8 protein-coding genes are annotated in these 12,499 nt (G+C 72.9%); 7 read left to right on the forward strand and 1 reads right to left on the reverse strand.

Going from position 1 to position 12,499, the window contains the following annotated elements:
- Window positions 1-447 precede the first annotated feature (447 nt).
- Window positions 448-2,025, forward strand: coding sequence for a hypothetical protein (locus ACSNOK_RS23125; RefSeq protein ID WP_436782673.1), 1,578 nt, complete (start codon window positions 448-450; stop codon window positions 2,023-2,025).
- A 54-nt stretch (window positions 2,026-2,079) separates the two neighbouring features.
- Here the strand turns inward: ACSNOK_RS23125 and ACSNOK_RS23130 are convergent, their stop codons facing one another.
- A complete protein-coding gene (locus ACSNOK_RS23130) occupies window positions 2,080-3,882 on the reverse strand; it encodes a glycoside hydrolase family 15 protein (RefSeq protein ID WP_436782674.1) in 1,803 nt (600 codons plus the stop codon).
- 431 nt (window positions 3,883-4,313) lie between these two features.
- Here ACSNOK_RS23130 and ACSNOK_RS23135 point away from each other — a divergent pair, with 431 nt between their 5' ends.
- The 6 genes from ACSNOK_RS23135 (at window position 4,314) to ACSNOK_RS23160 (ending at window position 12,390) form a co-directional block, all read left to right on the forward strand.
- Complete coding sequence (locus ACSNOK_RS23135; RefSeq protein WP_436782675.1) at window positions 4,314-5,966, forward strand: CTP synthase; 1,653 nt, start codon at window positions 4,314-4,316, stop codon at window positions 5,964-5,966.
- 84 nt (window positions 5,967-6,050) lie between these two features.
- Window positions 6,051-6,677: an NUDIX domain-containing protein gene (locus ACSNOK_RS23140; protein WP_436782676.1), complete on the forward strand. Its 627-nt coding sequence runs from the start codon at window positions 6,051-6,053 to the stop codon at window positions 6,675-6,677.
- Between the two features lie 208 nt (window positions 6,678-6,885).
- Entirely contained in the window at window positions 6,886-9,024 is a 2,139-nt protein-coding gene (locus ACSNOK_RS23145) for a tetratricopeptide repeat protein (protein ID WP_436782677.1), read from the forward strand.
- Between the two features lie 232 nt (window positions 9,025-9,256).
- Window positions 9,257-10,372 carry an alanine dehydrogenase gene (ald, locus tag ACSNOK_RS23150; RefSeq protein ID WP_436782679.1) on the forward strand — a complete coding sequence of 372 codons (1,116 nt, stop codon included), beginning with the start codon at window positions 9,257-9,259 and terminating at the stop codon, window positions 10,370-10,372.
- A gap of 342 nt (window positions 10,373-10,714) precedes the next feature.
- Window positions 10,715-11,839, forward strand: coding sequence for a ParA family protein (locus ACSNOK_RS23155; RefSeq protein WP_078588259.1), 1,125 nt, complete (start codon window positions 10,715-10,717; stop codon window positions 11,837-11,839).
- Entirely contained in the window at window positions 11,824-12,390 is a 567-nt protein-coding gene (locus ACSNOK_RS23160; RefSeq protein ID WP_436782678.1) for a hypothetical protein, read from the forward strand. The genes ACSNOK_RS23155 and ACSNOK_RS23160 overlap by 16 nt, the downstream gene beginning before the upstream one ends.
- Window positions 12,391-12,499 lie beyond the last annotated feature (109 nt).

Consider the following 12,499-nt stretch of genomic DNA (forward strand, 5'->3'; position numbering starts at 1 on the left):
GCCCGTAGGGGTTCCCGGGCGCCCGTACGGGCGGGGCGACGGCGTCAGGGAACCCCTGCGGGCCGAGCGACGGCGCCCGGGAAACCCTGCGGGCCGACTGGCGGCGCCCGGGAATCCCCTACGGGCCGAGTGGCGGCGCCCGGGAACCCCTGCGGGCCGAGTGACGGAGCCCGGGAACCCCCTACGGGTCGAGCGGCGGCGCCGGGAATCCCCTACGGGCCGAGCGACGGCGCCCGGGCCCCGTAGTGGACGAGCGGCAGGAGTGAGCCGGGAGCCCGCAGCGGCGGCCCGGCCGCCCCCCCCCACCGGACATGAGGCGGCACCTACATAGCAGAAGGACCCTGGCCACCGCGGCAGTTGCCGCATAGTCGGGTGCCCCGCCGCGACCGCGTGATAGGCAGGGTGACCCGGATCCGGCGACGGCCGGTCGAGCCAGGACCTCGGGGGATGACGATGCAGCCGCTCTACGTATTCGACGCCGAAGTCAGCACCTTCCCGGGCGCGGACCCCTTCCCGCTGGTACGCGAGCACGTCGGCGTCTGGCTGAGCGGGCCCGCGGGGGACGGGCCCGCCGTGGAGGAGCTGACGGCCCCCGGCGGCCCCCGCCCGCTGCACGGCGGCCGTACGGTCGAGTGGGCCGTCGAGGGCCCACCGGACGCGACGGCCGTACGGGTCACCGTCACCCAGCCGCTCGACGGTGACGTCGGCCGGTTCGTCACCCGCATCACCGTCTCCTCCGTGGCGGGCCGGGTGGGCCTGCGGGTGGTGATGGGCCGGGAGGTCGACGGGGGCTGGATCGCGCCCGTGCAGGACCCGATGCTGCGCCGGCCCGGACTGCTGCGGACGGTCGCCGCCGACGAGGCGCTCCGGCTGCACGTCCTCGGGCAGCGGGTGACCGGGCGGTACGAGCGGATCCGGGAGACCGCGCAGACCGCCGTGCTCGCCGAGTCGCTGGCCGGCCGCACCCGGCTGCCCATCCTGCTGATGCACCCCCGGGAGGACGCCGCCTGGACCGCCGCGCGGCAGGCGGCCGGCGAACTGATCGGCCTGGCCCAGGTCGTCACCCTCAACTACGGCACGTCCCGGGAGCTGTGCCGGCTGCTGCCGGAGGCCGCCGTGCCGGACGGCGGCGCCCGGCTGGTGTGGCCGCTGCCGGCGCTGAGCCACCCCGCGTACGCCCGCGCCGAGATCACCGAACCCGCCACCCGCTTCCGCTGGATGCGCACCCTCGGCGAACTCGCCGTCGTCGCCCGCGGATCGGACCGCGGCTGGGAGGCCGCGCGCCGGGCCGCCCGGGGCACCGCCGCCCGGCGGGCCGCCGAACGCCTCGCGGCGGCCCGCGCGACGGGCGACGTCACCCGGCAACTGGACGTCTACGAGGAACGGGTGGCCCGCCTGGAGGCGGACGTCGCCTTCTGGGAGGGCGAGGCCCAGGCGCTCACCACCCGGCTGGAGGCCGCCGGGGACGCCGACGCCGCCCGCCGGGAGGCCGAGTACTGGAGGGACCTCTACGTGCGGGAGGTGAAACGCGACGACCCCAAGGCCGGGGAGCCCGCGGACCCCTGGGAGGAGGTGCCCGGACTGGACCCCGCCGACCCGGCGGCCACCTATCGGGCCCTGGAGGAGGCGGCCGACCACCGGATCGTGTTCACGGCCGGCGCCGAGCGCTCCTGGCGCTCGTCCGGCTATCCCCACCCGGACGAGATGACCCAGCAGTTGATCACGCTCGCCAAGGCCGCGGTCGACCTCTACGACCAGCCGAACGGGCGGCCCGAGAAGATGCCCCGTATCACCCACTGGTTCAAGGAACAGCACGGGCTGACGGTCGCGACGAGCGATCTGACCATCAAGAAGGACCGCAAACTGCGCTACTTCTCCTACGACGGCGACGACCGGCGCGACGGCCTGCCGCATGTGAAGGTGCGCGACGCCACGTCCCACAACGAGGTGGGCCGGATCCACTTCGCGTTCGACCACGACAGGCGGCGGCTGATCGTGGACCACGTGGGCGTGAAGAAGTACTGAGCCCCGACACGCGAGGGCCCGGGCGGGCCGTCGGGCCCGCCCGTCCGTCCGGCGTCAGCCGCCGAAGGCGCTCGACGCCGTCAGCCGCAGCGCGGTGTCGATCAGCGGAACGTGGCTGAACGCCTGCGGGAAGTTGCCGACCTGCCGCTTCAGGTGCGGGTCCCACTCCTCGGCGAGCAGGCCGAGGTCGTTGCGGAGGGCCAGCAGCTTCTCGAAGAGCTGCCGCGCCTCGTCCACCCGCCCGATCATCGCCAGGTCGTCGGCGAGCCAGAACGAGCAGGCCAGGAAGGCCCCTTCGTCACCCTCAAGACCGTCCACACCCGCGTGCTCGCCCGCCGTCGGGTAGCGCAGCACGAAGCCGTCGGGGGTGGACAACTCGCGCTGGATCGCCTCGATGGTGCCGATGACGCGCTTGTCGTCCGGCGGCAGGAAACCCATCTGCGGAATGAGCAGCAGCGAGGCGTCCAGCTCCTTGGAGCCGTAGGACTGGGTGAAGGTGTTGCGCTCCTTGTCGTAGCCCTTCTCGCACACGTCCCGGTGGATGTCGTCGCGCAGCTCCCGCCAGCGCTCCAGCGGGCCGTCCACGTCTCCGGACTCGATGAGCTTGATGGTGCGGTCCACCGCCACCCAGGCCATCACCTTGGAGTGGACGAAGTGCCGGCGCGGGCCGCGGACCTCCCAGATGCCCTCGTCGGGCTCGTTCCAGTGGTCCTCCAGGTAGCCGATCAGCCGCAGCTGGAGGAGGGACGCGTAGTCGTTGCGGGCCAGGCCCGTCATATGCGCCAGGTGCAGGGCCTCGGTGACCTCGCCGTAGACGTCCAGCTGGAGCTGGCCGGCCGCGCCGTTGCCCACCCGGACCGGCCGCGAGTTCTCGTACCCCGGCAGCCAGGACAGCTCCGCCTCGCTCAGCTCCCGCTCGCCCGCGATCCCGTACATGATCTGGAGGTTCTCGGGGTCGCCGGCGACGGCCCGCAGCAGCCACTCACGCCAGGCGCGGGCCTCCTCGCGGTAGCCGGTGCGCAGCAGCGACGACAGGGTGATCGCGGCGTCCCGCAGCCAGGTGAAGCGGTAGTCCCAGTTGCGGACGCCGCCGATCTCCTCCGGCAGGGACGTGGTGGGGGCGGCGACGATGCCGCCGGTGGGCGCGTAGGTCAGCGCCTTGAGCGTGATCAGCGAGCGGACGACGGCGTCCCGGTAGGGGCCGTGGTACGTACAGTGCTCGACCCACTCGCGCCAGAACTCCTCGGTGGCCTCCAGGGCCCCGTCCGGGTCGGGCAGCGCCGGCGGGCCGCTGTGCGAGGGCTGCCAGCTGATGGTGAAGGCCACCCGCTCGCCGGGGGAGACGGTGAAGTCGGAGTAGGTCGTCAGGTCCTTGCCGAAGGTGTCGGCGGTGGTGTCCAGCCAGACCGAGTCGGGGCCCGCGACGGCCACCGTGCGGTCACCGACCTTGTGCACCCAGGGCACCACCCGCCCGTAGGAGAACCGCATCCGCAGCGCGGAGCGCATCGGCACCCGGCCGCTGACGCCCTCCACGATCCGGATCAGCTGCGGCGCCCCGTCGCGCGGGGGCATGAAGTCGATGATCCGGACGGTTCCCCGTGCGGTGTCCCACTCGGACTCCAGGACCAGGGAGTCGCCCCGGTAACGGCGGCGGTCGGCGCGCGGCGGCGCGGCCCCCGAGGGGTGCGCCGGGCCGATCCGCCAGTAGCCGTGTTCCTCTGTACCCAGCAGCCCGGCGAACGCCGCGTGGGAATCGAACCGCGGTAGGCACAGCCAGTCGGCCGTGCCGTCCCTGCAGACCAGGGCGGCGGTCTGCATGTCGCCGATGAGTGCGTAATCCTCGATACGCCCGGCCACGTCATCTCCAGTCGAACGGCATCGTGACCCCAAGGGGGCCTCTGGCGGTCAAGCGATCTTCGACGAGCTCATGTTCCGGAAGGGGTGGGTGCACACCTCCCAGCGGTGGCTGGGGCTCAGGGGTGCCGTGCCGGCCGGCTCGCTCCGTGTGTCCGTGCAGGATACGACGCCGAGTTGGGCGACGCGCGACGGTTGGCCGGGGAATCTGTGCCGAATGGGTGGCCCGGGACCCAGGGGGCGCGCGCCCGTGACGCACGGTCCGCGGGCCCGTCGCGCCGCGTCACCGGCGGCGCCCGCCCCGGGGCGCTGATACCCTGGTACCCCGTGGACCGGTGGGCGCAAGACCCCTCGACCGCAGCGACGGCACCCCCGCAAAGACGCCGGGTGAGCGCCGGTACGCACCTCCACCTCGCGACCACGGGAGACCCCCTTTGGCCATTGCCGCTAAGCCCACGACGACCAAGCACCTCTTCGTCACCGGGGGTGTCGCCTCCTCGCTCGGCAAGGGGCTGACCGCCTCCAGCCTGGGTGCGCTGCTCAAGGCCCGGGGTCTGCGCGTGACGATGCAGAAGCTCGACCCGTACCTGAACGTCGACCCGGGCACGATGAACCCGTTCCAGCACGGCGAGGTGTTCGTCACCAACGACGGTGCCGAGACCGACCTGGACATCGGCCACTACGAGCGCTTCCTCGACGTCGACCTCGACGGCAGCGCCAACGTCACCACCGGCCAGGTGTACTCCTCCGTGATCGCCAAGGAGCGGCGCGGCGAGTACCTGGGCGACACCGTGCAGGTCATCCCGCACATCACCAACGAGATCAAGCACCGCATCCGGCGGATGGCGACCGAGGACGTCGACGTCGTCATCACCGAGGTCGGCGGCACGGTCGGCGACATCGAGTCGCTGCCGTTCCTGGAGACCGTCCGCCAGGTCCGTCACGAGGTCGGCCGCGACAACGTCTTCGTCGTGCACATCTCGCTGCTGCCCTACATCGGCCCCTCCGGCGAGCTGAAGACCAAGCCCACCCAGCACTCGGTGGCCGCGCTGCGCAACATCGGCATCCAGCCCGACGCGATCGTGCTGCGCGCCGACCGCGAGGTCCCGACCGCCATCAAGCGCAAGATCTCGCTGATGTGCGACGTCGACGAGGACGCGGTGGTCGCCGCCATCGACGCCAAGTCGATCTACGACATCCCGAAGGTGCTGCACGCCGAGGGCCTGGACGCCTACGTCGTCCGCAAGCTCGACCTGCCGTTCCGCGACGTGGACTGGGCCCAGTGGGACGACCTGCTGGACCGCGTCCACCAGCCGGACCACGAGGTCACCGTCGCGCTCGTCGGCAAGTACATCGACCTGCCGGACGCCTACCTCTCGGTCACGGAAGCCATCCGAGCGGGTGGCTTCGCCAACCGTGCGCGGGTGAAGATCAAATGGGTGACTTCGGACGACTGCGTCACCCCCGCCGGTGCCAAGGCGCAGCTCTCCGACGTGGACGCCATCTGCATCCCGGGCGGCTTCGGCGAGCGTGGCGTCAACGGCAAGGTCGGCGCCATCACCTACGCCCGTGAGAACAAGGTCCCGCTGCTGGGTCTCTGCCTGGGTCTCCAGTGCGTGGTCATCGAGGCCGCGCGCAACCTGGCCGGCATCACCGACGCCAACTCCACCGAGTTCGAGCCGGCCACCGCCCACCCGGTGATCTCCACCATGGCCGAGCAGATGGACATCGTCGCCGGCGAGGGCGACCTGGGCGGAACGATGCGCCTGGGCATGTACCCGGCCAAGCTGGCCGAGGGCTCCATCGTCCGCGAGGTCTACGACGACCAGCCGTACGTCGAGGAGCGCCACCGCCACCGCTACGAGGTCAACAACGCGTACCGCGCGGAGCTGGAGAAGAAGGCGGGCATCGTCTTCTCCGGCACCTCCCCGGACAACAAGCTGGTCGAGTACGTCGAGTACCCGCGCGAGGTGCACCCGTACCTCGTCGCCACCCAGGCCCACCCCGAGCTGCGCTCCCGGCCGACCCGGCCGCACCCGCTGTTCGCCGGTCTGGTGAAGGCCGCCGTTCGGCGTCAGCAGGGCTGATCTGTACGGTTGACCGGGGTGAGCCCCTCCTTCGCGGAGGGCCTCACCCCGGTTTTTGTGTTTCTTGAGTTCTGGAGGACGTAGATGCGCATCAAGGACACCGCCGAGGAGTGGCGGGTCACCGCCTCGGCCACGCCGTTCGTCGGGGCCAAGACCAGTGCGCGCACGGACGAGGTGGTGATGCCGGACGGCAGCCGCGTCAACCGCGACTACCAGGTGCACCCCGGCTCCGTCGCCGTCCTCGCCCTCGACGAGCAGGACCGGGTGCTGGTCATCAACCAGTACCGGCACCCCGTACGGCACCGGCTCTGGGAGATCCCCGCCGGGCTGCTGGACGTCCCCGGGGAGAACCCGCTGAACGCCGCGCGCCGCGAGCTCTACGAGGAGGCGCACGTCAAGGCCGAGGACTGGCGGGTGCTGACGGACGTCTACACCTCGCCCGGCGGCTGCGACGAGGCGCTGCGGATCTTCCTGGCCCGCGATCTGTCCGCCGTGGAGGGGGAGCGGTTCGAGGTCTCCGAGGAGGAGGCGGACATGCAGCTCGCTCGCGTGCCGCTCGTGGATCTGGTGCGTGGGGTGCTCGCCGGTGAGCTGCACAACACGTGTCTCGCGGTGGGGGTGCTGGCTCTGAGCGCCGCTCGGGCCGGGGACGGGATCGACGCTCTGCGGCCGGCCGATGCTCCTTGGCCTGCGCGGCCGTTCGAGGCGTAGGGGGGGGGTTGCCCCAGTCCCGCCCCTTCCCGTTTCTTGCGGGGGCGGGCCCCCGCACCCCCCGAAACCGCGCTCCGCGCGGTTGTCCTCAAACTCCCCCAGAGGGGGTGCCCCCAGACGGGCTGGGTGCCGGGCTGAAAAGGGGATCGTCATATGAGTCCGGGCCCGGCGTCCGCGGGTCCGCGCTCGTTTCAACTACGCTCGGGTCGTGGAGACCGACAACCTCGCGGTGGTCCGCCCGGAGCGGGTGGGCCCCGGCGTGCGCCCCCGCCGCCCGGACGCGCCCGTGACGGGCGTCGCGCTCACCGGCGCGGGCCTGTTCACCGGCCGCGACCGGGAACTGAAAGAGCTTCGGGCGGACATCGCCCGTACCGGCCTGGACACCCTCTCCGGCCGAAAACCGCCCCGCAGCCGGGTGCTGCTGATCGCCGGACGCCCCGGTTCCGGGCGCACCGCGCTCGCCGAGGAGCTGGCCCGGCGGCTGGAGAGGGATTACCCGGACGGAGTACTCCGCGCGCGCCTCACCGACGCCGACGGCACCCCCGTCCCCACCGACCGCACCGCCCGCGCCCTCCTCGCCGACCTCGGCGCCACCGCCACCGCGCCCGCCGGGGCCGAGGAGGACGAGCTCACCGCCGCCCTCCGCGCGGCCCTGGCCGGCCGCCGCGTCCTGCTGCTCCTGGACGACGCGTCGGGCGCCGCCTCCGTCGAGCCGCTGCTGCCCGACGAACCGGGCTGTCTCGTCGTCGCCGTCGCCCGGGGGCCGCTGACCGGCGTCACCGACGTCCGGCCGTGCACGCTCGGCGGGCTGGAGACCGCCGCCGCCGTCGACCTCCTGGAGCGGTTCGCCGGACCCACCCGCATCACCTGCGATCCGATGGCCGCCGGCGCTGTGGTCGAGGAGTGCGCCGGGCAGCCCGCCGCGCTGGTGCTGGTCGGCGGCTGGCTGGCCGCCCACCCCAAGATGTCCGTCGCCGACGCGGCCCGGCGGCTGCGCGAACTCCCCGTCCCCGAAGGCCACGACGGCACCACCGGCCGCCCCCTGGCCCGCGCCCTCTGGCTCGCCTACGAGGCGCTGCCCGCGCTCGACGCCCGGATACTGCGGCTGCTCGCGCTGGCCCCCGCCGGGCCCGCCGACGCGCACACCGCCTCCGCGCTGGCCGGCTGCTCGGTCGCGGCCGCCCAGGCCGCGCTGGACGACTTCGTCGCCCGCGGCCTGCTCCGCCCGGTGCCGGTGGACGGCGTGCCGGGGGCGCCGGGGGAGCTGCCCGCGCAGTATCAGGTGCCCGGCTGTCTGGCCCCGCTGCTGCGGGCGCTGCTGGAGACACAGGACCGGCCCGCCGAGGTGGAGCTGGCCCGGGCCCGGATGCTCGAACGGGTCGTCCGCCAGCTGCACTCCTGCCGGGCCGCCGCCGAGCTGGCCGACCCCACCGTCCGCCGCCGGGTGGCCGAGCTGCCCCGGCCGCTGCGCTTCCCCTCGGCCCGGGTCGCGGAGGAGTGGCTGCGCTCGCGGCTGCCCGCGCTGTTGGCCGCCGCCCGGCTGGCCGTCGAGGACGGCGGCCTGGACACCCTGGCCCGCCGCTTGGTCTCCGCGCTGACCCGGGCGCTCTCCGCGCACCTGCCGCCCGAGGAGGCCGGACCCGAGCAGTACGGGCTGCACCGGCTGGTGCTGGACGTGGCCGACCGCCGGGAGATGGCCCTGGAGAAATCGGCCGCCCTGCTCAACCTGGGCGACCTGGACACCGGGGCCGGGCGCGTCCGGATGGCCCTCGACCGCTACCGCGAGGCGTTGCAGGCCGCGCGCGCGTGCGGCGACCCGTACGCGACGAGCCGTTCCATGGAGTCGATCGCCGCCTCCTACCAGGAGCTGGCGGACTGGGCCCGGGCCACCGACTGGTACCGGCGGGCCCTGGAGCTGCGGCTCACCCGCGGCGAACTCGCCGACGAGGCGCGGCTGTACGGGCGGCTCGGCGCGGTGCACGCCCTGGCGGGGGAGTGGGGCGAGGCGCTGCGCACCTGGCGTGCCGCCTCGGCCGCCTGCCGCCGGCTGCGGGATCTGCCCGGGCACGCGCGGGCGCTGAGCGAGGCGGCGGTGGCGCAGGAGCACCTGGGCCGGCCGCAGGACGCGGTACGCACGGGCCTGGAGGCGGCGGAGTGCGCGCGGCGGGCGGGCGACCGACGGCTGGAGGCCGCCGTCCGGCTGCGGCTGGCGGACGCCCTGGGCCGGCTCGCCGACCCGGCCGGCGCCGAGGCGCAGCTGCGGACGGCGGAAGCCCTGCTCAGCGGGCCGGCGGAGGCGCCCGTGGCGGCGGGGACGGGTGAGGCCGGGGGCGCGGATCCGGCGTAGCCGCGGCACCCCGTGGGCTCGCGGGGCGGGCTTGAGCCGGATGCCTGACGGGTACACGCCGGGTAACCTGCGAAAGCGATGGCAGTTCCGGAAAAGTTTGTTGCTTTGCAAGGCTAGACAGCTCGACATCCTTCATTAGACTGGTTGCGCCGCGATCGACGCGGTCTGCTCTGGTATGCCGTGGCATTTCCGGATTAGCCTGAAACCCCCTGATTCAAGGACCGTGATCGACGTGAAGGTCGGCATCCCCCGCGAGGTCAAGAACAACGAGTTCCGCGTGGCCATCACCCCCGCCGGTGTGCACGAGCTGGTGCGCAACGGCCACCAGGTCTTCGTGGAGAAGGGGGCCGGTCTGGGCTCCTCCATCACGGACGCCGAGTACACCGGCGCCGGCGCGTCCATCCTCGACAGCGCCGACGAGGTCTGGGCGACCGCCGACCTGCTCCTGAAGGTCAAGGAGCCGATCGCCGAGGAGTACCACCGCCTCCGCAAGGGCCAGACCCTCTTCACCTACCTGCACCTGGCCGCCTCCCGTGAGTGCACGGACGCGCTGCTGGAGTCGGGCACCACGGCCATCGCCTACGAGACCGTCGAGCTCGCCAACCGCGCGCTGCCGCTGCTCGCCCCGATGTCCGAGGTCGCGGGCCGGCTGGCCCCGCAGGTCGGCGCGTACCACCTGATGCGCTCGGCCGGCGGCCGCGGCGTGCTGCCGGGCGGCGTCCCGGGCACCCACGCGGGCAAGGCCGTGGTCATCGGCGGCGGTGTCTCCGGCTGGAACGCCACGCAGATCGCCGTCGGCATGGGCTTCCACGTGACCCTGCTCGACAAGGACATCAACAAGCTGCGCGAGGCCGACAAGGTCTTCGGCACCAAGGTGCAGACGATCGTCTCCAACGCCTACGAGCTGGAGAAGGCCGTCACCGAGGCCGACCTCGTCATCGGCGCCGTCCTCATCCCGGGCGCCAAGGCCCCCAAGCTGGTCACCAACGAGCTCGTCGCCAAGATGAAGCCCGGAAGTGTACTTGTCGACATTGCGATCGACCAGGGCGGCTGCTTCGAGGACTCGAAGCCGACCACCCACGCGGAGCCGACCTTCACCGTCCACGACTCCGTGTTCTACTGCGTCGCCAACATGCCCGGCGCGGTCCCGAACACCTCCACCTACGCGCTGACCAACGCCACGCTGCCCTACATCGTGGAGCTGGCCAACCGTGGCTGGCAGGAGGCGCTGAGCCGGGACGCCGCGCTCGCCAAGGGCCTCAACGTCCATGAGGGACAGGTCGTTTACGGCCCCGTCGCCGAGGCGCACGGCCTTGCGCACGTCGAACTGAGCGCGCTGCTCGGCTGAGGCGTCAAACCGTCCCCGAGGGGAATCACATCCGGCAGGGCCTCGTCCACGAGGCCCTGCCGGCCGTGTTTGGTGCCGGATTCGGGCCGGTTTTCCCGAGGTGACCGCCGTTCGGAAAACTTGCGGGTGATACCCCGAACACCCTTGACAGAAGGGTGTTCGATTGCCGACACATCGTGCCGTCTCCGGCGGATTGTGTTGCTGCGGACCGCCGACACGCCATAGAGTCGCAGACCGTCGGCATGGTGCCACGCTGACCTATCTAGATGTTTCCTGGTCACCAAGGAGGTAGGACGACTTGTGAATGAGTCGACATTTGCTCCCGGGGGTGGTCATCCAGGAATGCCTGCGCAGGGCCGGAGCCCCGTGGGGCTCCACGCTGTCGGCTCCGTCGCCGTCCAGACCTTCGCGGCACAGCAGGACATCCAGAGCATGACGACAGCCCACCCGAGCATGGACGGTCTACACGTGAACGCCATGGCCGGCGACCGCGGCGGTGATCCCGCCCGTCTCGCCGACTACGAGGAAGTGCCCGACGGGCACTTCTACGACCCCGACGCGGAGTACGAGCCCGACCCGGAGTACGCGGCCACCCTGGCCCCCGACGCGGCCCGCCAGCGCCGTGAGCGCATCGGCCCCACCGGCCGTCCGCTGCCGTACTTCCCCATCCCGGGCCCGCTGACCGACCACGGTCCGGCGAAGATCATCGCGATGTGCAACCAGAAGGGCGGGGTCGGCAAGACCACCTCGACCATCAACCTGGGCGCCGCGCTCGCCGAGTACGGCCGCCGGGTGCTGCTCGTCGACTTCGACCCGCAGGGCGCGCTCTCCGTCGGACTGGGCGTCAACCCGATGGAGCTCGACCTGACGGTCTACAACCTGCTGATGGAGCGCGGGATGTCGGCCGACGAGGTGCTGCTGAAGACCGCGGTGCCCAACATGGACCTGCTGCCCAGCAACATCGACCTGTCCGCCGCCGAGGTCCAGCTCGTCAGCGAGGTCGCCCGGGAGTCCACGCTCCAGCGCGCGCTCAAGCCGCTGATGGCCGACTACGACTACATCGTGATCGACTGTCAGCCGTCGCTCGGCCTGCTGACCGTCAACGCGCTGACGGCGGCTCACAAGGTGATCGTCCCCCTGGAGTGCGAGTTCTTCGCGCTGCGCGGCGTGGCCCTGCTCACCGAGACCATCGAGAAGGTCCAGGAGCGGCTCAACCCCGAGCTGGAGCTCGACGGCATCCTCGCGACGATGTACGACTCGCGGACGGTGCACAGCCGCGAGGTGCTCGCGCGGGTGGTCGAGGCGTTCGACGACCACGTCTACCACACCGTCATCGGACGGACCGTCCGCTTCCCGGAGACCACCGTCGCCGGCGAGCCCATCACCACGTACGCCTCCAACTCCGTGGGCGCCGCCGCCTACCGCCAGCTCGCCAGGGAGGTGCTCGCCCGGTGTCACGCCGAGTGAGTCTGCCCGGCGCCGACGAGCTGTTCCGCACCACCGGAGGGGTGGGGCTCCAGTCCTCGGCCCCCCGCAGACAGGCCAAGACGCCCGCCGACGGCGTCGCTTCCGCCCCCGCCCCCGCTTCCGCGCGGGTGCCCGGGCCGGCCGCCGCGGAGCCCGACGCGGCGCCCGCTCCCCCGTCCGCCTCCGAAGGGGCCGCCGACCAGGACGCCGCCGAGCGCCGGCCGGCCGCGGACGGGCGCGAGCGCCCGGCGCCGCGCGGTGCCGCCGCTGCCGCCGGCTCCCGGGCCGTCGAGCCGGCCGCGCCCCGGCGGCGCGGGCGGGCCGCCAACCGCCGGCCCAGCGGGCGGGAGCGCCACGACGAGAAGATCACGGTCTACGTCTCCGCCGAGGAGCTCATGGACCTTGAGCACGCGCGGCTGGTGCTGCGCGGCGAGCACGGGCTCGCGGTGGACCGCGGCCGGATCGTCCGGGAGGCCGTCGCCGTCGTCCTCGCCGACCTCGAGGCGCGCGGCGACGCGAGCATCCTCGTGCGCCGCCTGCGCGGTCGCTGAGCGACTTCGCCGCTAACCTGCCACGGGCGGGCCCCCGCCCGCGCCGCACCGGCCCCGACGGGCCGCCGGATCATCTCGCTCCCCTGGACCACTCCCGCATGCCCACCCC

This window comes from Streptomyces sp. URMC 126, from assembly GCF_051386555.1.
GTDB lineage: Bacteria > Actinomycetota > Actinomycetes > Streptomycetales > Streptomycetaceae > Streptomyces.